Genomic DNA, 21,121 nt, shown 5'->3' with positions numbered 1-21,121 from the left:
AGATGTGTATAAGAGCCAGGGGCATGGATCCCGGCCGCAACGGCACGGAGATCCTGCGCCCCGGTCCCGACGGGCCCCGCAACGGCGGTCGCAACGGTGCCGACCCGGGGCCGACGAAGGCGTGGTCGTTGGCCAGCCAGGATCAGCAACTGCTGTCGGGCCCCACGCTCGCCGGTGATCTGCTGCGCGACGAGGCCGAGCGCGAGGGACGTCGTGGTGGGCGGCGGAGTCCGTCCGACCCGGCCGCAGCGCAGGGCGCACCCCGTCCGGTCACCGAGTTGCTGGCGGTGGACGCCCACGGCCGCACCGAGATCTATCCGGCCTTCAGCCCCGAGCGGGAGGTCGAGGAGTTCGATCTCGAGGATCCCGACTTCGAGGATGACGACCTCGACTACGAGGACGACGAGCTCGACGACTACGACGATGAGGACTACGAGGACGAAGACGAGAGTCCGTCCCGGTCGCGTCGCGGCTCGGCGCTGGGCGCCCGGAGCAAGGCGCTGCTGAGTGGTGGCGATCGTCCGCAGTGGCTCGGCGGCGGGGCCGGTAAGGCCCGCGGCGGCAGGGCGCCGGCGCGGGATGCCCGCCGCGGTGACGAGAGTTCGCAGCGGCAGTGGCTGGTGCTGGCCGGTCAGGTCGTCGGCGCGGCGGTGATCGGAATGCTGCTGTTCAAGGGCTTCGAGAAGATGTGGGATGTGCTGCCGTTCGTCGCGCTGGCGCTGGCGGTGGTGGTGATCCTGGGTCTGGTCGCCCTGGTCCGGGTGCTGCGGCGAACCGACGATATGTACAGCACCGTGATCGCCGTCGTCGTGGGCGTGTTCGTCACGCTCGGCCCGCTGGCATTCCTGCTCAGCACGAATTGAGCGGGTGCTTGGTCGGATGAGCACGCGGGCGAGACGGTGACCGACATCCGCGTCGGTCTTTCGACGGCCTCGGTCTATCCGGAGAACACCGAGGCGGCTTTCCGGTACGCGGCCGAAGTCGGCTACGACGGTGTCGAATTGATGGTCTGGGCCGAGCCCGCCAGTCAGAGCATCGCGACCGTGCACGCCTACTCGCGGCGCTACGGTGTGCCGGTGCTGGCGGTGCACGCGCCGTGTCTGCTGATCTCGCAACGGGTCTGGGGCGCCGATCCGATCGGCAAACTCGAGCGCAGCGTGCGGACCGCGGAGGCGCTGGACGCCGCGACGGTGGTGGTGCATCCGCCGTTCCGCTGGCAGCGTCGTTATGCCGAGGGATTCGCCGCGCAGGTCGCCGAGCTGGAGGAGGGCAGTTCGGTGATCGTGGCGGTGGAGAATATGTTCCCGATGCGCGCGGACACCCTGTTCGGTCGTCACGAGGGCGCGGTGCGGCGGCTGGAGCGCCGTGGCGGACCGGGACTGTCGGTGACGGCCTTCAGCCCGTCCTACGATCCGACCGATACCGGATTCCGGCATTACACCCTCGATCTGTCGCACACCGCGACCGCGGGCACCGACGCGGTGGCCCTGGCCGCGCGGATGGGTTCGGGCCTGGCGCATCTGCATCTGGCCGACGGTCGCGGCGCCGCACACGACGAGCACCTGATCCCCGGCGATGGTGCGCAGCCCTGCGCGCAGATCTGTGAATCTCTGGCGCGCAACGGTTTCGGTGGCCATGTGGTGATCGAGGTGAACACTCAGGCCGCCCGCACCAGCCTGGATCGCGCGGCCCAGCTCCACCGAGCCCTGAACTTCGCCCGCACCCATCTGGACCATCACGAACCGGTTCAGTCCCCGGAGCCGACGGGCGCGCAGCGGACCTAGCGCCGCAGTGGTGCGTTGATCACATTCGCTGTGGGAATGCCCGCCTCGTCGGTGACACTTATACGCTGTACGGCTCATGCGGTGCAGGCGTTGGAGGCACACGACAGGGAGGTATGGCGTGACGGAGCTGGCCATCGATGCGGATCGGCCCGACCTCGAACGATCCGCCGAGACCCGAGACGACGCCCCCTTCGGCCGGGTGTGCGTGATGAGCGAACTGCCGAGCAAGGATCCGGAGCTCGGCCGCTACGCCGGCGAGATCGCGCCGGTCTGGACCATCGGCGACAAGCTGCACGGCGGCACCATGGTCGCCGCGAGTGCCGCGGCCGCGGCCGCTCGTCTGCGGACGGTCGCGCCCACCCTGTCGGATATGTTCCCCATCGCCGCCAGCACCGACTTCCTCGGCGCGCCCGATCCGGGCCAGGTCGAGTACGAGGTGCGGGTTCGCAAAACCGGTCGCCAGATCTGCCTGGTCGACGCGAGCCTGGTGCAGGGCGGCCGCCCACTGGTGCGCACCGTGTTCACCTTCGGGCATCTGGACGCCGCCGCGCCCGCCTACGCCGGCGTCGCGCCCGCGGACATGCCCGCGGAGCCGCCCGCCGACGCGATCCGGTACACCCCCGACACCATGGGCAACCTGGTACACGTCTCGTCGGGCGCCTCGATGGCCCTCGACCGGCGGTATGCCGCGTTCCTGCGCGGCGAGCGCGGCGAGCCGCAGCTGCGGCTGTGGATTCGCCCGCGCGCCGCCGACGAGCGGGATCCGCAGGTCGCCGCGTACTTCGCGATGATGGCGGGCGATGTCGCTCCTCCCGTGCCGATGAACCTGGGCAATGTCGGCTGGGCGCCGACCGTCCAGATGACCACCTATCTGCGCCGCCGGCCCGCGCCGGGCTGGCTGCGGGTCGTCGCGACCGCGCAGGAGGTCGGCGAGCGGATGTTCGACGAGGATCAGCTGGTGCTGGACAGCACAGGTGCGCTAGTGGCGCAATCGCGCCAGCTCGCACTGATCCCACGCTGACGCTGCGCCGGTCCGGAGTTGATCGGGACTGATCCGAACCTCCGTCGGCCGTGTCCGGACCGCGCGGATAGCCTTGTTCGCCATGACGAGAATTGCGGTTGTCGGCGGTGGACGGATCGGTGAGGCGTTGCTCGCCGGGCTGCTGGAGTCGGGGCAGTCCCATGAGGATCTGGTCGTCGTCGAGTCCGTGCCCGCGCGTGCTGAGGCGCTGGGTGAGCGTCTGGGTATCCGGGTCACCGACAGCGTCACCGCGGCCGCGGCGGATGCCGATCTGATCGTGATCGCCGTCAAGCCCGGCGACGTCGACGCGGTGCTCACCGAACTGGGCAAGGCGGACCTGGACGACGGTCGTGCCCGGGTGCTGGCCTCGCTGGCCGCCGGGATCACCACCGCGCGGATCGAGGCGAAACTGCCCGAGGGCTTCCCGGTGGTGCGGGTCATGCCGAACACCCCGATGCTGGTGGGGCAGGGCATGAGCGCGATCGCCGCCGGTCGGCACGCCGATTCCGCGCAGCTCGAGCAGGTGGGCGAGGTGCTGTCGGCGGTCGGCAAGGTGGTCACGGTGCCGGAGACCCAGATGGACGCGGTCACTGCGGTCTCGGGTTCGGGCCCGGCGTACTTCTTCCTGGTCGTGGAGGCCATGGTCGAGGCCGGGGTGGGACTGGGGCTGAGCCGTGATGTGGCCAACCAGCTGGTGGTGCAGACGATGCTGGGCTCGGCGGCGCTGCTCGAGGAGTCCACGCAGGGCGCCTACGAGCTGCGAGCCGCGGTGACCTCCCCGGCCGGTACGACCGCGGCGGCGATCCGTGAGCTGGAGCGTGGCGGCGTGCGCTCGGCGTTCATCGAGGGGCTGCACGCGGCGAAGGACCGCTCGGCCGCGCAGGACTCGTAGGCGCCGACCACCCGGGCCGCCGATCGTGTCTTGATTGAACGCTGAGGAACCCCCTGCTGACCGGCTGGTTATCTGTCCCGCAAATCCGATTCCTCACACCCGTCGCAGCAATCCCACTGGTCCCGCTAAGCTTCAAGGAGCACGTGCGTGTCTGTTCCGCCGGTGGGGAAGCCGGCGGCGCGGACGTGCCGGAGGTCGGTGACTTAATGATGCCTGGAAACAGCTCTGCGAGTACGAATCCCGTGATCGGAGGAGGAACGCAGTTCCTCACCGTCGCCGAGGTGGCGAATCTGATGCGGGTATCCAAGATGACGGTCTATCGATTGGTGCATTCGGGCGAGCTGCCCGCGGTACGGGTCGGCAGATCGTTCCGGGTGCACGCCAAGGCCGTGCACGACTATCTGCAGACGTCGTATTTCGACGCGGGGTAGTCACACGGGGTAGTTGTCGACATGGCCGTCGAACTCTTCCGGGTTCAGCGGCCGTGTCAACCCCTGGAACCAGTAGCGCCCCGGTCGTGGCCGGGGCGCGGTCCCCGTTTCGTTCGCCCGGTATTGGCCCGGTACCATGAAACACCGTCGTGTTCGCCTGCCGGTGTCCTAGCGCCGTGGCACCTGGGGAGCGCGAACGCCGTACGTCAATCGGCAGATGTGCCGGGCGACCCGGGAAGTAAGGGCGTACGTAAACCGGCGTGCGCGCCGAGGAGTAGAGAGAACGCGAGGAACAACCCTATGGGTTCTGTGATCAAGAAGCGCCGTAAGCGGATGTCCAAGAAGAAGCACCGCAAGCTGCTTCGTCGCACGCGGGTGCAGCGTCGCAAACTCGGCAAGTAGGCCGCCGCGACTCGCCGCTGTCCCAGTGTGGCCCAGATCACCCTCGATGCTGCCGCGAGTTAGCCGAAGCCCGTCACCGACCGGTGGCGGGCTTTCGCATTTCGGCGAGAGTGTTTCCGGTGGGGGAAGTCATCGTTAGATCCGGGTAAATGCCATCGGCGTCGCTCGGGCGACCCGTTACTCTGGTACCCGGGGCAGGCAATCGGGGGCTAGGTGGGAGCCGGGCGTGAGTGTCGTTCTGGTGACCGGCGCGAGCCGGTTTTTCGGCGGCAATGTGGTCGCCGCGCTGGCGGCCGACCCTGCCGTCGAGCGCATCGTCGCGGTCGACGCGCGCATGCCGAGCCGTGAGCTGCTGCGTCGCATGGGCCGCGCCGAGTTCGTGCGTGCCGATATTCGTAATCCGTTGATACGCAAGGTTATCGATGGCAACGAAGTAGATACCGTCGTCCATCCGTCGGTGCTGTCCCGCCCGCCCTCGGGCGGTGGGCGCGCGGCGATGAAGGACTACAACGTGCTCGGCGCGATGCAGCTGCTCGCGGTCTGCCAGAAGGCCCCGAGCGTGCGGCGCGTGGTGGTGCGTTCGTCGTCCGCGGTCTACGGCTGCGGCCCGAAGGATCCGGCCAAGTTCACCGAGGAGATGAGCGCGCGGACCCCGCCGCGCGGGTGGTTCGCCCGCGACATGATCGAGGTGGAGGGTTATGTGCGGGGCCTGGCCCGTCGCCGCCCGGACATCGCCACCGCGATTCTGCGGTTTCCGCCCATCGTCGGGGCGCGACTGGCCGGACGCGGCGTCCAGTACTTCCGCTCGCCGGTGACGCCCACGATTCTCGGCCGTGATCCTCGCCTGCAGCTGTTGCACGAGCAGGATTCGATCGCCGCGCTGACGCATGCCGCGCTGCACGCGCCCGGCGGCACGTTCAACGTCGCCGGTGATGGTGCGCTGGCGCTGTCACAGGCCATCCGCCGGGCCGGGCGGATCGAGATGCCCATTCCGTATGCCCTGTTCCACACCGTGGGTCGCAGCTTCATGGGGCCGGTGATGCGGGAGTTCATGCGCGAGCAGATCGACTACTTCCATTTCGGGTGCGGTCTGGATACCACCCGGATGCGTACCGAACTCGGATTCCAGCCACGGTGGACCACCGTGCAGGCATTCGACGATTTCGTCGGGGGCGCAGCGTTGCGGCCCGTCATAGATCCACGGTGGATCGACACCGCAGAGACACGACTTCTCGGCCTGGTTGGGGCCGGAGAGGGAACCCATCGATGAATGATGTAGCGAAGGTCATCCAATTACACGAAATCGATCTCGAGGCGCGGCAGCGCAGTGCCGCACGGCGCAGGCCGGGGCAGACCGCGGCGAGTCCGGTGACGTCGCTGACCGAACGTCTGGCCGAGACCTCCCCGGCGCAGTCGCGCGGGCTGGGTGATCTGGTCCGCGACACGGTCGCCGACGGCATCCGCGCCGGCGCCGAATTCGCCCGCCGGCGCGTGACCGGCGATTATCAGATCGACGAATACGGCCTGGACGAGCATCTGCTGGAGTCGGTGCTGCTGCCACTGCTGCGGCCGCTGTCCGAGCTGTGGTTCCGGGTGCAGGTCAACGGGATCGAGCGGCTGCCCGAATCCGGTGGTGCGCTGATCGTGGCGAACCACGCGGGCGTGCTGCCGCTGGACGGGCTGATGTTGCAGCTGGCGGTGCACGACAACCATGCCAAGCAGCGGGTGGTGCGCCTGCTGGCCGCCGATCTGGTCTTCGAAACCCCGCTCGTGGGTGGACTGGCTCGCAAGGCCGGGCACACGCTGGCCTGCCCGGCCGACGCCGAGCGGCTGCTGCGCTCGGGCGAGTTGGCCGGGGTATTTCCGGAGGGGTACAAGGGAATCGGCAAGCCGTACGCCGAGCGATACAAGCTGCAGCGGTTCGGTCGCGGCGGATTCGTCTCCGCGGCAGTGCGTACGGGTGTCCCGATCATCCCGTGCTCGATCGTCGGCTCGGAGGAGATCTACCCCAAGCTCGCCGATATCAAGCCGCTGGCCCGGCTGCTGGGTATGCCGTATTTCCCTGTGACACCGCTGTTTCCGCATCTGGGCGCGCTCGGCGCGATCCCGCTGCCGTCCAAGTGGTACATCGAATTCGGCGAGCCCATCCCGACCGGCGGATACGAGCCGGAGGCGGCCGACGACCCGATGATGATGTTCGAGATCACCGACCAGGTGCGCGAGACCATCCAGCAGACCCTCTACAAGCTGCTGACCAAGCGCCGCAATCCTTTTACCGGCTGATCGCGCCGCGACGGTTCAGTCGCCCGAATCGCGTTTGCGGGTGAGTACCGCCGCCGCGGCACCGCCCGCCGCGCCCAGCGCCAGCGCCGTCGGCACGCCGATCTTGGCGGCCTTGCGGCCGGTGCGGAAGTCGCGGATCTCCCAGCCCCGGTTCTTGGCCACCTCGCGCAGGTCCGAATCGGGGTTGATGGCCACGGCGGTGCCGGTCAGCGACAGCATCGGCACGTCGTTGTGACTGTCGGAATAGGCGGTGCAGCGCTTGAGGTTCAGGCCCTCGCGGATGGCCAGCGCGCGCACCGCGTGCGCCTTGCCCAGGCCGTGCAGGACGTCGCCGACCAGGCGGCCGGTGAAGACGCCGTCCTCGCTCTCGGCCACCGTGCCCAGCGCACCGGTCAGCCCGAGCCGCTTGGCGATCACCTGGGCCAGTTCGACCGGGGTCGCGGTGACCAGCCATACCTGCTGCCCCGCGTCCAGATGCATCTGCGCCAATGCCCGGGTGCCCGGCCAGATCTTGTCGGCGATGATCTCGTCGTAGATCTCCTCGCCGAGGGCGGCCAGTTCGGCGGTGGAGCGACCGGCGATGAATTCCAGCGCCTTCTCCTTGCCGCTGGTCATATCGCCCTTGTTCTCCTTGCCGGTGACCCGGAACTTCACCTGCTTCCAGGCGATATCGACCAGATCCGAGGTCTTGAAGTACTTGCGCGCGGCCAGGCCCCGGGCGAAGTGCACGATCGAGGCGCCCTGCACCATGGTGTTGTCCACGTCGAAGAACGCCGCGGCGGTCAGGTCCCGGGGCGGGCGGTTGACATCGGATTCGGCCCACTCCGCGTCGTGCAGCGCGAGGGCGGCCTCGGCGCTGGCCTCGCCCGCGAGGTTGGCGCGCAGCTCCTCCTCGCTGGGGCCGAACGGGCTGCGGGTGATGCGAGCAAGTTGGTCGGACAGACCGTGACTCCACCGTGCCGGGAATTCGCCGAATCTGCCCGCGATGAAGCCCGCCCTCGCATCCTTCGATCGTTCCGGCACCGCTAACCTCCGCCCGTTCGCGCGAACATCCCAACAGTAACCGAGGGGGGCGTTACCGCGTGGCATGAGTGATCGCTCGGTCAGCGAGTCAGATCGGCTCGCAGCCGGGGTTCGTCGACGTCGAAATAGCTGTGCTCGCGACCATTGAGCAGCACTACCGGAAGCCGGTCGCCGAATTCGGCACGCAGTGCGGGATCGGTCGCCGCCGCCTCGTCGACGTCGACGGTTCCGGGCTCGATTCCGTAGTCCGCACAGATCGCCCGCAATTGCTCCAGCGCGACGGTGCACAGTCCGCACCCCGTCCGGGTGAGCAGCGTCACCTTGGGTGCATTACTCATTCGCCCATTAAAGCGCTTTGCGCCCGGGCTGCCGCAGCGCGAGTGCCCCGCGTACCGAGCGGACGGGGGCTTCTCGGCGCGTTGTGTGGAAACTCTCAGGCAGTTGCGGGTTGAATGGCAGGCGCGGCATCCACGGGAGTGACTGAATTCACCGACTTTGTGCAGGGCTTCACAAGCGGTTACGGTGGTGACACGCACGCCCCCCATGGACGCCCACACGGCGCTGATCCCGGCGTCGGCGGCGATAAGCGAAACCGGATACCCAATCCCCGGCCGGACGAGGAGCCGAACGACGTGACAGAGCAGCATGAGACGCCCACCGGCGTCTCCGGAAATGCTCTGCGATCGAGCGCTCAACCCAAGGACATCCCGCCGGCGACGGTGACGCGCCTGGCGACCTATCTTCGGGTCCTGGCTGTCCTCGCCGACGAGGGTGTACTCATCGTATCGAGTGAGGAACTGGCTGTCGCGGCGGGTGTCGGTTCTGCGAAGCTTCGCAAGGATCTGTCGTTCCTGGGCCCCAACGGAGTCCGCGGCGTCGGCTACGACGTGGCCAAACTGCGCGCCCGCATCGAGGATGTACTCGGACTGTCGCAGGGGCATCGGGTGGTCTTGATCGGCGCCGGAAATCTGGGGCGCGCGCTGGCCGGTTACCGCGGGTTCCGGCGGCGCGGATTCACCATGGTGGGCATCTTCGACCAGGATCCCGAGGTGATCGGTGAGACGGTCAGTGGGCTGGGGGTGCGCGATGTGGCCGAACTGCACGACGCGGTCGCCGAGCTCGCGCCGACCATCGCGGTCATCACCGTCCCCGACGCGGCCGCGCAGCAGGTCTGCGACCAGCTGGTCGACACCGGTATGCGGTGCATTCTGAGCTTCTCCCCGGTCGCGCTCGACGCGCCGTCGTCGGTGGAGGTCCGGCGGGTGGACCTGGCTGTCGAGATGCAGATGCTGTCGTTCGAAGGGGCGCGCAGCGCCGAGGCGGGAATCGCCGCCGAGGACCAGTCGGACGCCGTCGCGGGGGAGCCGGGGGACCCCACGCACACGGCGCCCGCTCCGATCGTCCGCCGCCCGGCTTCGGCGGCGATTCGCAAGACGGGAGCCGCCACCCACACAGCGGGCGTCGCGGTTTCGGCACGGGAGCCAAGCGGCAAGGGATCGGTGGTTACGCAATGAGCATCCTTCTAGTCGGCATTTCACATCGCAGCGCACCGGTTTCGGTACTGGAGAAGGTTGCCGTCACAGAGGACGACCGGCCCAAGCTGATCGACCGCATGCTCGAATCGCAGCACGTATCCGAGGCGATGATCGTCTCCACCTGCAACCGCGTGGAGATCTACGCGGTGGTCGACGCCTTCCACGGCGGACTGGCCGAGATCGGCGACCTGCTGGCCCAGCATTCGGGCCTGGCGTTGGCGGAACTGACCAGGCACGCGTATGTGCGCTACAGCGAGGCCGCCGCGGAGCATCTGTTCGCCGTCGCCAGCGGCCTGGATTCGATGGTGGTCGGCGAGCAGCAGATACTCAGCCAGATCCGCGCCGCCTACGCCGCCTCGGACGCGCAGCAGGCCGCCGGGCGCACCCTGCACGAACTGGCCCAGAACGCGTTGCGGGTGGGCAAGCGGGTGCACTCGGAGACCGGCATCGACCGGGCCGGAGCGTCGGTGGTGTCGGTCGCGCTGGATCGTGCGCGCGGTGTGCTCGGCGAGCTGACCGGGCGCACGGCCGTGGTGATCGGCGCCGGCGCGATGGGCGGACTGTCGGTGGCGCATCTGGCGCGGGCCGGGGTCGGGCACATCGTCGTGGTGAACCGGACGCTCGAGCGCGCGCAGCGGCTGGCGCACACCGCCGAGGCCATGCACGGGGCCGCGGCCTCGGTGCGTGAACTGTCCGATCTGGTCGGCGCGATGACCGACGCCGATATCGTCGTCACCAGCACGGGTGCGGTCGGGTCTGTGGTGACCCTGGCCGATGCGTACCGCGCGCTGAACCTCTCGATGACCGGCCATCGGATGGTGATCTGCGATCTGGGCCTGCCGCGCGATGTGGATCCCGCGGTGGCCGGGCTGCCCGACATCACCGTGATCGACATGGAGACCCTGCAGCACGATCCGGCCGCGGGCGCCGCGGCCGACGATACCTCCGCCGCGCGTGCGATCGTCGCCGACGAGCTATCGAAATACCTTGCGGGACAACGAGTTGCCGAGGTCACCCCGACGGTGGCGGCGCTGCGTCAGCGCGCCGCGGACGTGGTCGAGGCCGAGCTGATGCGGCTGGAGTCCCGGCTGCCGAGCCTGGCCGATCCGGAGCGCGAGGAGGTGGCGCGCACGGTGCGCCGCGTGGTCGACAAGCTGCTGCACGCGCCGACCGTTCGGGTCAAGCAGCTGGCGTCGGCGCCGGGCGGCGGTAGTTACGCCGAGGCGCTGCGCGAGCTGTTCGAACTCAAACCCGGTGCGGCACAGGCGGTTGCGGCGCCGATGGAAGTCGGCGCGCTGGACGAGACGGCGGCCGGCCGGCCCGGCGAGGTGGAGTCGTGACGGAGGCTTCGGTGCAGGAGCACAGCACGATCGGCCGCGGCAGCGCCGAATCCCCCTGGCGGATCGGCACCCGTGGCAGTCTGCTGGCCCTGACCCAGTCCGGTACGGTGCGCGACGCGTTGATCGCGGCCGGGCAGCACGCCGAACTCGTCGTGGTGAAGACAGCCGGCGATGGGTCCTCGGATCCTGTCGAGGCGATCGGCGTCGGTGTGTTCACCACCGCCCTGCGCGACGAATTGGCTTCCGGGGCCGTCGATATCGCGGTGCACTCCTACAAGGATCTGCCGACCGCGCCGGACCCGCGTTTCACCATCGCCGCCGTCCCGCCGCGAGCGGATCCGCGCGACGCCCTGGTCGCCCGCGACGGGCTGGTCCTGGGCGAACTACCCCCCGGAGCCCGGATCGGCACGTCCGCGCCGCGCCGTGTGGCGCAGCTGCGCGCCCTGGGCCTCGGACTGGAGATCGCCCCGCTGCGCGGCAATCTCGACACCAGACTTCGTAAGGTCGCCGACGGTGAACTCGACGCCGTGGTCGTGGCACGGGCCGGGCTGGCCCGCATCGATCGGCTCGAGGCCGTCACCGAGGCGCTCGAACCGGTGCAGATATTGCCCGCACCGGCCCAGGGCGCGCTCGCGGTCGAATGCCGCGCTGCTGCCGAAGGCAGTCCGTCGCACGCCGCCGACCTCGAATTGATCACCATCCTGTCCGCGTTGGACGATCCAGGAACTCGCGCGGCGGTCTGTGCCGAACGTGCACTGCTGGCCGAGTTGGAGGGTGGCTGCACCGCACCCATCGGCGCGCTGGGCGAGGTCGTGGAGTCGCTCGACGACGACGGTCGGGTGGTAGAGGAGTTGTCGCTGCGCGGATGCGCGGCGGCGATCGACGGCTCGGATGTGATCCGGGCATCGGCGGTCGGATCGCTCGCAGGCGCCGAGCAGCTCGGCCGCGCGCTGGCGCGTGAGCTGCTGGAGCTGGGGGCACGCGATCTGATCAGCGCCGACACATCGGCGGAATCGCCGAACACAAGTCTGCAACCGTCCCAGCCCATTGGAGAGCAATAAATGAGCAGAGCCGCTAAGAAGCATCCTGGTCGGGTTCTCTTCGTTGGATCCGGCCCCGGTGACCCGGCACTGCTGACCGTCCGGGCACGCGAGGTGCTCAGTCGTGCAACGTTGGCATTCACCGATCCCGATGTCGACAAGGGCGTGCTCGCCCTGGTCGGTATCGCGGTGGAACCGGGACCGGACGGGATCCGTCCGGTCGATGTGCGCCCCGCGCTGGGCGACCCGACCGAAGTAGCCAAGACCCTCGTCACCGAGGCGCGTAATGGCGTCGACGTGGTGCGCGTGGTGTCCGGTGACCCGTTGACCACCGATTCGGTGATCTCGGAGGTCAACGCCGTGACCCGTGCACATGTGGCGTTCGAGGTGCTGCCGGGTCTGCCGTCCGGGTCGACCGTCCCGGCCTACGCCGGGATCGCGCTCGGCTCGAGCCACACCGAGGTCGATGTGCGTGGCGAGGTCGACTGGGCCTCGGTCGCCGCCGCGCCCGGACCACTGGTCCTGCACGCGACCTCCGGACATCTGGCCGAGACGGCGAGCGCGCTGACCGAGCACGGCCTCGCGCCGCAGACCCCCGTCGCGGTGACCGTGCGTGGCACCACCCGCCAGCAGCGCACCATCGAGGCGACCCTGGCCACGCTGAACGGCGCCGCCTCCGAAATGGTCGGCCCGCTGGTGGTCACGGTCGGCAAAGAGGTCGAGAAGCGCTCGAAGATGTCGTGGTGGGAGTCCCGCTCCCTCTACGGCTGGACGGTGCTCGTGCCCCGCACCAAGGAGCAGGCCGGTGAGATGAGCGAGAAGCTCGTCACCCACGGCGCCATCCCGATGGAGGTGCCGACCATCGCGGTCGAGCCGCCGCGCAGCCCCGCGCAGATGGAGCGCGCGGTCAAGGGCCTGGTCGACGGGCGCTACCAGTGGGTGGTGTTCACCTCCACCAACGCGGTGCGTGCGGTGTGGGAGAAGTTCGCCGAGTTCGGGCTGGATGCCCGGGCGTTCTCCGGGGTGAAGATCGCCTGCGTCGGCGAGGCCACCGCGGAGCGGGTGCGCTCGTTCGGCATCAACCCCGAACTGGTGCCCAGCGGCGAACAGTCCTCCGAGGGGCTGCTGGCCGACTTCCCGCCGTACGACGATGTTTTCGACCCGGTCAACCGGGTGCTGCTGCCGCGCGCCGACATCGCGACCGAAACCCTCGCCGAGGGCCTGCGCGACCGCGGCTGGGAGATCGACGATGTCACCGCGTACCGCACCGTGCGCGCGTCGCCGCCCCCTGCCGAGACCCGCGAGATGATCAAGACCGGCGGGTTCGACGCTGTTCTGTTCACCTCGTCCTCGACGGTTCGGAACCTGGTCGGCATCGCGGGCAAGCCGCACGCGCGGACCATCGTCGCCTGCATCGGGCCGAAGACCGCGGAGACCGCCATCGAATTCGGGTTGCGTGTGGATGTGCAGCCCGAGATCGCTCAGGTGGGTCCGTTGGTTGAGGCATTGGCCGAGCACGCGGCGCACTTGCGCGCCGAGGGGTTGCTGCCTCCGCCGCGTAAGAAGAGCCGTCGTAGCCGGGCCTGACCCCTGGGGCCTCGCCGTTCGGCGGTCGAGACTCACGCGTCGCGCATGAGCTTGGACCGCTGAACGGCGGGTGCGAGGCTCAGCGGCGGGCGCGCATGAGATCGCGGACCAGGCGGCAGGTTTTGTCCGAGGGCGGGCGGATGCCGACCAGGTCGGCTGCGTGGCGGATCTTTTCGTTGTCGGCCAGGCTCGCGCGGTAGACGCCCGAGTCGAGTAGGGCGATGGCCAGGCGCATTGCCTTGAGGCGGCGGTTGTGTGTGACGTACCACGATCGCGGGCGGCCGGCGGGCAGCCGGCGCTTGACCAGCGGCGCGTAAGGGCTGTCGATAATCGAATCCGTGACCACGAGATCCTCCCCTGTGTGAGATCCGGTGTCCGGGAATAATCCTCGAACACATCTTCGATTCTACCGCCGAGGGGTGACAAAAACGGTGTCCGGTCCCGCCGCTCCGCCGAGCCGCCATCCCGGTGCGCGATCGACCCGGAGGCGGTGCGGCGCGGTGCTGGACCGGGGCGTATCGTGCGGTTCATGACCGGAATGGACCGCCCACGGCGGTTGCGTCGGACCCCCGCTCTGCGTCGGCTGGTGGCCGAAACCACACTCGAACCAAGGCATTTGGTGCTGCCCATGTTCGTCGCCGACGGGCTGGACGAACCGCGCGAGATCGGCTCGATGCCCGGTGTGTACCAGCATTCGATGGATTCGCTGCGTAAGGCGGCCGTGGAGGCCGTGCACGCGGGTGTCGGCGGGCTGATGCTGTTCGGTGTGCCGCGCCCGGAGGACAAGGACGCGACCGGCAGCCTGGCCAGCGACCCGCAGGGCATCCTCAACCGCGGGTTGCGCGCCTTGGCCGACGAGGTCGGCGATGCGACCGTGATCATGGCCGATACCTGCCTGGACGAGTTCACCGATCACGGGCACTGCGGGGTCCTGGCCTCGGACGGCACGGTCGACAACGACGCCACCCTGGACCGCTACGTGGACATGGCCCTGGCCCAGGCCGAGGCCGGCGCGGATCTGCTCGGCCCCAGCGGCATGATGGACGGCCAGGTCGCCGCGATCCGCGCCGGCCTGGATGCGGCCGGGCGCATCGACACCGGAATCCTGGCCTACACCGCGAAATACGCCTCGGCCTTCTACGGCCCGTTCCGTGAGGCGGTCGCCTCCTCGCTCCAGGGCGACAGGCGCACCTACCAGCAGGATTCGGCCAACCGCCGCGAGGCCCTGCGCGAACTGGAACTGGATCTCGCCGAGGGCGCCGACATCGTCATGGTGAAGCCCGCCATGTCGTACCTGGATGTTCTCCGCGAGGTCGCCGATCGGTCCATCGTGCCGGTCGCCGCGTACCAGATCTCGGGCGAGTACTCGATGATCACCGCCGCCGCGCAGAACGGCTGGATCGACCGTCGCGGCGCGATCCTGGAGTCACTGCTGGGCATCCGGCGGGCAGGCGCGGACATGGTTCTGACCTACTGGGCCACCGAGGCCTCGCACTGGCTGTGAATCAGTGGCCTGCCTCCGCGCAACAACCGGCGCCCGCCGTGGCGACGCCGGTCGATGTGCGCACCGCATGTCAGTTGTGGTGGGGCGCGGTTGTTCTGGGTGTGGTGCGGCTGATCTCGGGTTCGGTGACCCGATACGGTCATCGGCACACCATCGCCCGGAACATCTACGACCAGTTGAAGACCCAGCAGCCGCAGACCACGCTGGCCACCTATGAACTCATGGTGCTGGTGCTGATCGTGCTGAGTGTGGTGTTCGGGCTGGGGCTGGCGGCCGCGGCACTGGGGGTGGTCCATCAGCTGCGGCTGGGGAGGCTCTGGGCGCGCGCGATATTCGACGTGGCGACCGTGGTGCTGGTGCTCGGCGCGGTCAACGTGATGTTCGGTCTCGGCACGGTCTCCGGTCTCGGCGAGATGCTCACCGGCGTGGCCGCGATCCTCCAGGCCGTACTCGCCGGCGGTGCCGTATACCTTTGCCACAGAACCGATTCCGCGATCTATTTCCGGGCGAACGGGCGACGGATGCAACGCTGAATTTGTCCCGGGCCGGTCGGAATGTATATCGTGAGAGTTGTCACTGACGACTTGGGAACCGGAGGTCGGGCTCGTGCGTTCCAATTGGGCCGCATCGAATCGTCCCGCTCCGGAGGAGCGGAGGCAATGATGCGAGTGGTGATTCAGCAGCCACAGAGCCTTCGGCGCGATGTGCTGGTCATCGGCCTGTTGCTCCTGCTCGGCCTGTTCACTCTGGCCGGACTGCTACTTCCCGGCATGGTCGGCTGAATTCCCGCGCTTGGCCCTCGATACGCTGCACTGATCCGCCGACCCGGATTCGTCGGTCGGGTGAAGCAGCCTGGAGGTGCCTGTGACGGAGACCGAGACCACGCCCGCCGTGCTGTTCGCCGAACCCGGTGCGCGCTGGCGCAGCGTCGCCTACGGGCCGCTGTTGTGCCTGATCGTCCTGATCCTGGAACTCGTGGTGGGGCATGGGCCGGTGCATTGGTTCGCGCTCGTGTTCTGCGCGGCGCTGCTGGCCGGATTCGTCTCGCTACAGGTGGTCGCGGGCAAGCGGCATGTGAGCATGGAACTCACGCGGGCCCATCTGCGGCAGGGCACCGAGACGGTGCCGCTACGCGATATCGCGACCGTCTTTCCCGAACCCGACGACGACAACTGGGATGATGAGGACTGGGAGTCCGCTCGCGCCCTGGGCGAGCTGCACGGCGTGCCGAGGCGGCGCAAGGCCGTCGGTCTGAAGCTGCGCGATGGGCGATTGGTGCAGGCCTGGGCGCGCGACCATAAGACCCTGCGGGCGGAGTTGGCCGCGGTCCTGGACCACGATGTCGACGATCAGCCCGAGCCCAGCGCCCCCGAAAAGAGCACCGACCACGAGGAGAACCTGTGATGCCGCGCCGAGTGTGGATCGTTCTCGACGTGGTCGTGCTGCTGATCTGCCTCGGCGCGGCGGTGGCGAGCTGGCGCGGCGGCCTGGAGTCGATCAGGTTCCTCGTCGTCGAGGACCAGCCGGCGTTCACCGCGGTCCGGTATTCGGGGCCCTGGGTGGCCCTGGCCGCACTGCTCGTCGCGATCGCCGGACTGGCCGTGATCGATCTCGTCGCACGATGCGTCGCTCGCTCGCGCTGAGCCCGCCCGGCCCCTGATGTAGTGAAATACGGCCAACTTGCAGCAACCAGTAATATCGGGCGGTTCGGGCGGGAACACTGAGCAAATGCCCCGCACCGAAACCAAGCGACGCACCAAGGTCGCGGTGCTGGTCACGATGAGTATCGCGATCATCACCCTGACCCTGGACCTGTTGACGGCCATGGACGCCGGGCCCGCACCCGAGCCGCTGACGCACTCGGGCGTGCTCCAGTTGATCCCGAATCCGGTGGCCTGCCTGCTGGAAACCGGTTTCGCCCTGGGATGTCTCCGGTAGCCGCGGTCCTGACCGGTCAGTTCCAGCGCTCGTAGACGTCGAGCACCCGGGGGCCGTGCGAGCCGGGGGCGTCGAGGAACACGATCACGTGGCCATCCGGGTGGGCGGCCGATTCGGCCAGCAGCTGGCGTAGCGAGGCGTGGACGCCGCCGCGGGCGTCCCGTTCCAGCTGGCTGTCCGAACGCAGCCCGGCGCCCATCCGGTTGAGCGGTATGACCTTGCTGACCAGCGCGGGAACCGGGCCGTCCGCCAGGGCGGCGGTCTCCTCATGTGACAGCGCCACCCCGATACGACCCTGTTCGGGCTGGGGGATCGGCTGGGCCGCCTGCGCGGGTGCGGCGCCGGCCAGTGCGATGCCGGACAGAGCTACGCCGAATATGAAAGTTCGCATGGGAATCTCTCCGGGCCGGTTGAAGGGGGACGGAGGAGAGGGTACGCAGCAGCAATCGATCAGCGACCGATATCGGGGCTACGGGCATTACGGCGTGTTGCGACATTTCGGGCCGCGGGATGTGGGGTGGCTCACCCCACTACACCCTGTCGTCGACCGGGTCCGGCCGGGCTGCGACACTGGAGGCCGTGAGTTCCCATCCGCGCGCGACCGTGCCGGTCTCCGCAAAGCTCTTCGACCGCGCCTCCGCCATCATTCCCGGCGGCGTGAATTCGCCCGTACGGGCCTTCCAGTCGGTCGGGGGCACACCGAGATTCATCGCCTCCGCGTGCGGTTACACGCTGACCGACGCCGACGGCAACGATTACGTGGATCTGGTGTCCTCCTGGGGGCCGATGATTCTCGGACACGCCTATCCGGAGGTCGTGGAGGCGGTGCGGCGGGTGGCCGTCGACGGCCTGTCGTTCGGCGCGCCGACCGAGGCGGAAATCGAGCTGGCCGAGGCGATCGCCGCGCGGGTCGAACCTGTGGAACTGGTGCGGCTGGTCAACTCGGGCACCGAGGCGACCATGAGCTCGGTGCGGCTGGCGCGCGGATTCACCGGGCGCAGCAAGGTCGTCAAGTTCTCCGGCTGCTACCACGGGCATGTGGACGCGCTGCTGGCCGACGCGGGCTCGGGCGTGGCGACACTCGGCCTGCCGACCTCGCCCGGCGTCACCGGCGCGCAGGCCGCGGACACGCTGGTACTGCCGTACAACGACCTGGACGCGGTGGCCGCGGCCTTCGCCGCGTATCCCGGCGAGATCGCCTGCGTCATCACCGAGGCCGCGGCCGGGAACATGGGCACGGTCGCACCGCTGCCGGGCTACAACGCCGGCCTGCGGCGGCTGACCGAGGAGTTCGGCGCGCTGCTGATCATGGACGAGGTGATGACCGGATTCCGGGTGAGCGCGTCCGGGTGGTACGGCATCGACGGCGTCGCGGGTGATCTGTACACCTTCGGCAAGGTGATGAGCGGCGGGCTGCCCGCCGCGGCGTTCGGCGGCCGCGCGGACATCATGAACCGGCTGGCCCCGATCGGGCCCGTTTATCAGGCCGGGACGCTGTCGGGTAATCCGGTGGCCGTGGCGGCCGGGCTGGCCACCCTGCGCAATGCCGACCCGCAGGTGTACGCCGCCCTGGATCGCCACGCCGAGCGCCTGGGCGCGCTGATCGGCGGCGCGCTCACCGAGGCCGGAGTGGCCCATCAGGTGCAGTTCGCGGGCAATATGGTCAGCGTGTTCTTCGCGGAGTCCCCCGTCACCGACTACGTGGGCGCGAAGGCCAGCCAGACGTGGCGTTTCCCGGCCTTCTTCCACGCGTTACTGGAGCGCGGGATCTACCCGCCGCCCAGCGCGTTCGAGACCTGGTTCGTTTCCGCCGCGTTGGATGAGGACGCATTCGATCGCATCGCCGCCGCGCTGCCCGCCGCCGCGGCCGCCGCGGCGGCCGCCACACCCGAAGGAACTACCGCGTGAACGACAGCGCTCCGGACCGGTCCGAATCCGAGTCCGTCCGTCGGCAGCCCGCGTCCGCCCCGTCCGATGCACTGGAATCGGCGCCGGTTGTCGCCGAATCCGGCTCTGCGGCAACGCAGTCCGGCAGTGCACAGGATGATCCGGCATTGCGGCTACCCGGTGACGTCGCCACCGATACCGAGACGATCGTGCACGTGATGCGGCACGGCGAGGTACACAATCCCAAGGGCATCCTGTACGGCCGTCTGCCGGGATTCGTGCTGTCGGTGACCGGCCGCGCGCAGGCCGCGACGGTCGGGCGCGCTCTCGCCGATCACGACATCACCCTGGTGGTGGCCTCGCCGCTGGAACGCGCGCAGGAGACGGCGTCGCTGGTCGCCGAGCCGCACGGCCTGCTGGTGCGTGCCGACGACAATCTGATCGAGGCCGGCAACACCTTCGAGGGGTTGCGAGTGGCGGTCGGCGACGGTGCGCTGCGCAAGCCGCGGCACTGGTGGAAGCTGCGTGATCCGTTCACTCCGTCGTGGGGCGAGCCGTATCTGCAAGTGGCGCACCGGATGCTGGCCGCGGTGAACAAGGCCCGGGTGGAGGCGGCCGGACACGAGGCCGTGGTGGTATCGCATCAGCTGCCGGTGTGGACGCTGCGCCGATTCCTCGAGGGCAAGCGCCTGTGGCACGACCCGCGCAACCGGCAGTGCTCCCTCGCCTCACTGACCTCCCTTGTGTACCAAGGGGATACGTTGATCGACATCGTCTATTCCGAACCGGCCGGGGAATCCGATCCGCGGGTGACCGGGGCGTGAGCGATCTGGCGCGTCCCTTGTCGTCCTCGGACGTTTGCGGCGGGAACCCACCCGGCGTGCGCGAAGCCGCGGCGGATTCCGGCCGCGAGCGCGCGGGGACGGTGAGTCGGCGGCGTGCCGAGGCGCCGGGACGGCGGGGTATCACGGCGCGGCGAGTACTGCCTGTCCTGCTGGCCTGTGTCGCTCTCGCCGTGGCGCTGGGCGGGTGCTCTACCGGTAAGGACGCCGTGGCGCAGGGCGGCACGTTCCAATTCGTCTCGCCGGGCGGTAAGACCGACATCTTCTACGATCCGCCCGCCAAGCGCGGCACCATCGGGGATCTGTCCGGCCCGAATCTGGTCACCAACAAGCCGACCTCGGTGGATGATTTCCCGAATCAGGTTGTGGTGCTGAATATCTGGGGGCAGTGGTGCGGGCCCTGCCGGGCCGAGGCGCCCGAGCTCGAGAAGGTGTACGAGCAGTCCAAGGCGCGCGGGGTGGCCTTCCTGGGCATCGACGTGCGTGACGAACAGCAGGACGTGGCACAGGATTTCGTCACCGACAACCACGTCGGCTACCCGTCGATCTACGACCCGGAGATGCGCAGCCTGCTCGCCCTCGGCGGCAAGTTCCCCACCAGCGTGGTGCCGACCACCCTGGTGCTGGACCGCAAACACAGGGTGGCCGCGGTATTCCTGCGTTCTCTGCTGGCCGGTGATCTGCAACCCGTCGTCGACCGGGTCGCCGCGGAGAGTCCGCAGTGAACGCGCCGACCATCACGGTGCTGGCGTCGGTGGGCGATTCGTTCCAGCACGCCGCCGCCTCGGGTCCGCTGCTGCTGGCGCTGGGCGCGTGCCTGCTGGCCGGGCTGGTGTCGTTCGCCTCGCCCTGCGTGGTGCCGCTGGTTCCCGGATATCTGTCGTATCTGGCCGGTCTGGTGGGCGCCGAGGCGCCGCCGGTGACCGTCGCGCAGGCTCAGGAGGCCGTGCAGGACAAGCGATCCGCGACCGCCACCGTCGAGCGCGGCAGGATGCGGGTGGCGGGCGCGGCCGGACTGTTCGTGGCCGGGTTCACCATCGTCTTCGTGCTCGCGTCGGTGACGGTCTTCGGCGTCATTCAGACCCTGAACGTGAATCGTGAACTGCTGCAGCGCATCGGCGGTGTGGTCACGATCGTCATGGGGCTGGTGTTCCTGGGCCTGGTCCCGGCGCTGCAGCGTGACACCCGTATGCATCCCCGCCGCCTCACCGGTTTGGTCGGCGCGCCGCTGCTCGGCGCGGTCTTCGCGCTGGGCTGGACGCCGTGCCTGGGACCGACGCTGTCGGGCGTGATGGCCGTATCCGCCGGGACCGAGGGGACGACCGCCGTGCGCGGCGTCGTGCTGATCGTCGCGTACTGCCTGGGTCTGGGGCTGCCGTTCGTCATCCTGGCGTTCGGGTCGGCCAGCGCCCTGCGCGGGGTGGGCTGGCTGCGCCGCAATTCGCGCACCATCCAGGTGATCGGCGGCATCCTGCTCGTCGCCGTCGGCATCGGCCTGGTGACCGGAGTATGGGACCAGTTCGTGGGGTGGATACGTAATGGCTTCGTTTCGCAAGTGACTCTTCCGATCTGACTTATGACAGCAACCATGACCGCCCCCGAGGCCCCCGCC

26 protein-coding genes are annotated in these 21,121 nt (G+C 69.0%); 22 read left to right on the top strand and 4 right to left on the bottom strand.

The genetic code is table 11. The annotated features are described in order from the left end of the window. The 8 genes from JZ791_RS37790 to JZ791_RS37755 all read left to right on the top strand — a co-directional run. Positions 1–863: Rv0497 family membrane protein (locus tag JZ791_RS37790; RefSeq protein WP_498049414.1), on the top strand; the 863-nt coding region annotated here is incomplete at its 5' end. 36 nt (positions 864–899) lie between these two features. After that, positions 900–1,784 carry a sugar phosphate isomerase/epimerase family protein gene (locus JZ791_RS37785; protein WP_216901750.1) on the top strand — a complete coding sequence of 295 codons (885 nt, stop codon included), beginning with the start codon at positions 900–902 and terminating at the stop codon, positions 1,782–1,784. A 208-nt stretch (positions 1,785–1,992) separates the two neighbouring features. Beyond that, positions 1,993–2,805 carry a thioesterase family protein gene (locus JZ791_RS37780; protein ID WP_254207026.1) on the top strand — a complete coding sequence of 271 codons (813 nt, stop codon included), beginning with the start codon at positions 1,993–1,995 and terminating at the stop codon, positions 2,803–2,805. 82 nt (positions 2,806–2,887) lie between these two features. Then, positions 2,888–3,697 carry a pyrroline-5-carboxylate reductase gene (gene proC / locus JZ791_RS37775; RefSeq protein ID WP_216901746.1) on the top strand — a complete coding sequence of 270 codons (810 nt, stop codon included), beginning with the start codon at positions 2,888–2,890 and terminating at the stop codon, positions 3,695–3,697. Between the two features lie 242 nt (positions 3,698–3,939). Next, positions 3,940–4,128, top strand: coding sequence for a helix-turn-helix domain-containing protein (locus tag JZ791_RS46240; RefSeq protein ID WP_308163356.1), 189 nt, complete (start codon positions 3,940–3,942; stop codon positions 4,126–4,128). Positions 4,129–4,428: 300 nt separating this feature from the next. Beyond that, positions 4,429–4,530, top strand: a complete 102-nt coding sequence (locus tag JZ791_RS37765; RefSeq protein WP_003402602.1) for a 30S ribosomal protein bS22 — start codon at positions 4,429–4,431, stop codon at positions 4,528–4,530. A 226-nt stretch (positions 4,531–4,756) separates the two neighbouring features. Continuing rightward, positions 4,757–5,800 (top strand): NAD-dependent epimerase/dehydratase family protein, encoded by a 1,044-nt coding sequence (locus JZ791_RS37760; protein ID WP_216901745.1) that lies wholly within the window; start codon positions 4,757–4,759, stop codon positions 5,798–5,800. After that, the gene (locus tag JZ791_RS37755) at positions 5,797–6,813 is read left to right on the top strand and encodes a lysophospholipid acyltransferase family protein (RefSeq protein WP_216901744.1); all 1,017 of its coding nucleotides are present in this window, start codon (positions 5,797–5,799) and stop codon (positions 6,811–6,813) included. The genes JZ791_RS37760 and JZ791_RS37755 overlap by 4 nt, the downstream gene beginning before the upstream one ends. A gap of 15 nt (positions 6,814–6,828) precedes the next feature. On the opposite strand, the gene JZ791_RS37750 is transcribed toward JZ791_RS37755, so the two are convergent. Continuing rightward, positions 6,829–7,836 (bottom strand): HAD family hydrolase, encoded by a 1,008-nt coding sequence (locus tag JZ791_RS37750; protein ID WP_216901743.1) that lies wholly within the window; start codon positions 7,834–7,836, stop codon positions 6,829–6,831. 80 nt (positions 7,837–7,916) lie between these two features. After that, positions 7,917–8,174 carry a glutaredoxin family protein gene (locus JZ791_RS37745; RefSeq protein ID WP_216901742.1) on the bottom strand — a complete coding sequence of 86 codons (258 nt, stop codon included), beginning with the start codon at positions 8,172–8,174 and terminating at the stop codon, positions 7,917–7,919. A 294-nt stretch (positions 8,175–8,468) separates the two neighbouring features. Here JZ791_RS37745 and JZ791_RS37740 point away from each other — a divergent pair, with 294 nt between their 5' ends. Genes JZ791_RS37740 through JZ791_RS37725 form a run of 4 tightly spaced genes read left to right on the top strand, consistent with a single transcriptional unit; the run spans position 8,469 to position 13,338 of the window. Next, positions 8,469–9,350 carry a redox-sensing transcriptional repressor Rex gene (locus tag JZ791_RS37740; RefSeq protein ID WP_308163353.1) on the top strand — a complete coding sequence of 294 codons (882 nt, stop codon included), beginning with the start codon at positions 8,469–8,471 and terminating at the stop codon, positions 9,348–9,350. After that, positions 9,347–10,711, top strand: coding sequence for a glutamyl-tRNA reductase (locus tag JZ791_RS37735; RefSeq protein ID WP_216901740.1), 1,365 nt, complete (start codon positions 9,347–9,349; stop codon positions 10,709–10,711). The genes JZ791_RS37740 and JZ791_RS37735 overlap by 4 nt, the downstream gene beginning before the upstream one ends. Before the next feature lie 11 nt (positions 10,712–10,722). Beyond that, on the top strand, positions 10,723–11,772 hold the full coding sequence (gene hemC, locus JZ791_RS37730) for a hydroxymethylbilane synthase (protein ID WP_438804597.1): 1,050 nt from the start codon (positions 10,723–10,725) through the stop codon (positions 11,770–11,772). Then, a complete protein-coding gene (locus JZ791_RS37725) occupies positions 11,773–13,338 on the top strand; it encodes a bifunctional uroporphyrinogen-III C-methyltransferase/uroporphyrinogen-III synthase (RefSeq protein ID WP_216901739.1) in 1,566 nt (521 codons plus the stop codon). 79 nt (positions 13,339–13,417) lie between these two features. On the opposite strand, the gene JZ791_RS37720 is transcribed toward JZ791_RS37725, so the two are convergent. Next, positions 13,418–13,684, bottom strand: coding sequence for a hypothetical protein (locus tag JZ791_RS37720; protein ID WP_216901738.1), 267 nt, complete (start codon positions 13,682–13,684; stop codon positions 13,418–13,420). Positions 13,685–13,867: 183 nt separating this feature from the next. Between JZ791_RS37720 and hemB the strand changes: the two genes are divergently transcribed. From hemB to JZ791_RS37695, 6 genes are all read left to right on the top strand, one after another. After that, a complete protein-coding gene (gene hemB, locus JZ791_RS37715; protein ID WP_216901736.1) occupies positions 13,868–14,842 on the top strand; it encodes a porphobilinogen synthase in 975 nt (324 codons plus the stop codon). Next, positions 14,839–15,375 (top strand): hypothetical protein, encoded by a 537-nt coding sequence (locus JZ791_RS37710; protein WP_216901734.1) that lies wholly within the window; start codon positions 14,839–14,841, stop codon positions 15,373–15,375. Before hemB ends, JZ791_RS37710 begins: the two co-directional genes overlap by 4 nt. Positions 15,376–15,501: 126 nt before the next feature. Next, positions 15,502–15,624, top strand: coding sequence for a hypothetical protein (locus tag JZ791_RS46235; protein WP_256462035.1), 123 nt, complete (start codon positions 15,502–15,504; stop codon positions 15,622–15,624). Between the two features lie 82 nt (positions 15,625–15,706). Further along, positions 15,707–16,246, top strand: a complete 540-nt coding sequence (gene mce1N, locus JZ791_RS37705; RefSeq protein ID WP_216901732.1) for a transport-regulating membrane protein Mce1N — start codon at positions 15,707–15,709, stop codon at positions 16,244–16,246. After that, positions 16,246–16,485 (top strand): hypothetical protein, encoded by a 240-nt coding sequence (locus JZ791_RS37700; RefSeq protein ID WP_216901730.1) that lies wholly within the window; start codon positions 16,246–16,248, stop codon positions 16,483–16,485. Before mce1N ends, JZ791_RS37700 begins: the two co-directional genes overlap by 1 nt. An 85-nt stretch (positions 16,486–16,570) precedes the next feature. Further along, positions 16,571–16,780 carry a hypothetical protein gene (locus tag JZ791_RS37695; protein WP_216901728.1) on the top strand — a complete coding sequence of 70 codons (210 nt, stop codon included), beginning with the start codon at positions 16,571–16,573 and terminating at the stop codon, positions 16,778–16,780. A 16-nt stretch (positions 16,781–16,796) separates the two neighbouring features. Here JZ791_RS37695 and JZ791_RS37690 read toward each other — a convergent pair whose 3' ends face one another. Beyond that, the gene (locus tag JZ791_RS37690) at positions 16,797–17,171 is read right to left on the bottom strand and encodes a hypothetical protein (RefSeq protein ID WP_216901727.1); all 375 of its coding nucleotides are present in this window, start codon (positions 17,169–17,171) and stop codon (positions 16,797–16,799) included. Between the two features lie 119 nt (positions 17,172–17,290). Here JZ791_RS37690 and hemL point away from each other — a divergent pair, with 119 nt between their 5' ends. From hemL to JZ791_RS37670, 4 genes are all read left to right on the top strand, one after another. Next, a complete protein-coding gene (gene hemL, locus JZ791_RS37685) occupies positions 17,291–18,688 on the top strand; it encodes a glutamate-1-semialdehyde 2,1-aminomutase (protein ID WP_216901726.1) in 1,398 nt (465 codons plus the stop codon). A 197-nt stretch (positions 18,689–18,885) separates the two neighbouring features. Continuing rightward, the gene (locus JZ791_RS37680) at positions 18,886–19,491 is read left to right on the top strand and encodes a histidine phosphatase family protein (protein ID WP_216901755.1); all 606 of its coding nucleotides are present in this window, start codon (positions 18,886–18,888) and stop codon (positions 19,489–19,491) included. A gap of 158 nt (positions 19,492–19,649) precedes the next feature. Beyond that, complete coding sequence (locus JZ791_RS37675) at positions 19,650–20,234, top strand: TlpA family protein disulfide reductase (protein ID WP_254207015.1); 585 nt, start codon at positions 19,650–19,652, stop codon at positions 20,232–20,234. An 11-nt stretch (positions 20,235–20,245) separates the two neighbouring features. Next, the gene (locus JZ791_RS37670) at positions 20,246–21,082 is read left to right on the top strand and encodes a cytochrome c biogenesis CcdA family protein (RefSeq protein ID WP_216901752.1); all 837 of its coding nucleotides are present in this window, start codon (positions 20,246–20,248) and stop codon (positions 21,080–21,082) included. Positions 21,083–21,121: the final 39 nt, after the last annotated feature.

Origin of the sequence: Nocardia alni, assembly GCF_019038435.1 — a bacterium.
Classification (GTDB): Bacteria; Actinomycetota; Actinomycetes; order Mycobacteriales; family Mycobacteriaceae; genus Nocardia; species Nocardia alni.
This window is presented reverse-complemented; position numbering and strand designations above follow the sequence as displayed.

Bases quoted from the DNA above. Each gene is read 5' to 3' on its own strand.
- JZ791_RS37725 (WP_216901739.1), top strand. From the start codon at position 11,773: ATGAGCAGAGCCGCTAAGAAGCATCCTGGTCGGGTTCTCTTCGTTGGA.
- JZ791_RS37780 (WP_254207026.1), top strand. From the start codon at position 1,993: ATGAGCGAACTGCCGAGCAAGGATCCGGAGCTCGGCCGCTACGCCGGC.
- JZ791_RS37745 (WP_216901742.1), bottom strand. From the start codon at position 8,174: ATGAGTAATGCACCCAAGGTGACGCTGCTCACCCGGACGGGGTGCGGA.
- hemL (WP_216901726.1), top strand. From the start codon at position 17,291: ATGTGGGGTGGCTCACCCCACTACACCCTGTCGTCGACCGGGTCCGGC.
- hemB (WP_216901736.1), top strand. From the start codon at position 13,868: ATGACCGGAATGGACCGCCCACGGCGGTTGCGTCGGACCCCCGCTCTG.
- JZ791_RS37695 (WP_216901728.1), top strand. From the start codon at position 16,571: ATGCCCCGCACCGAAACCAAGCGACGCACCAAGGTCGCGGTGCTGGTC.
- proC (WP_216901746.1), top strand. From the start codon at position 2,888: ATGACGAGAATTGCGGTTGTCGGCGGTGGACGGATCGGTGAGGCGTTG.
- JZ791_RS37690 (WP_216901727.1), bottom strand. From the start codon at position 17,171: ATGCGAACTTTCATATTCGGCGTAGCTCTGTCCGGCATCGCACTGGCC.
- JZ791_RS37680 (WP_216901755.1), top strand. From the start codon at position 18,886: ATGCGGCACGGCGAGGTACACAATCCCAAGGGCATCCTGTACGGCCGT.
- JZ791_RS46235 (WP_256462035.1), top strand. From the start codon at position 15,502: ATGATGCGAGTGGTGATTCAGCAGCCACAGAGCCTTCGGCGCGATGTG.
- JZ791_RS37755 (WP_216901744.1), top strand. From the start codon at position 5,797: ATGAATGATGTAGCGAAGGTCATCCAATTACACGAAATCGATCTCGAG.
- JZ791_RS37735 (WP_216901740.1), top strand. From the start codon at position 9,347: ATGAGCATCCTTCTAGTCGGCATTTCACATCGCAGCGCACCGGTTTCG.
- JZ791_RS37765 (WP_003402602.1), top strand. From the start codon at position 4,429: ATGGGTTCTGTGATCAAGAAGCGCCGTAAGCGGATGTCCAAGAAGAAG.
- JZ791_RS37700 (WP_216901730.1), top strand. From the start codon at position 16,246: ATGCCGCGCCGAGTGTGGATCGTTCTCGACGTGGTCGTGCTGCTGATC.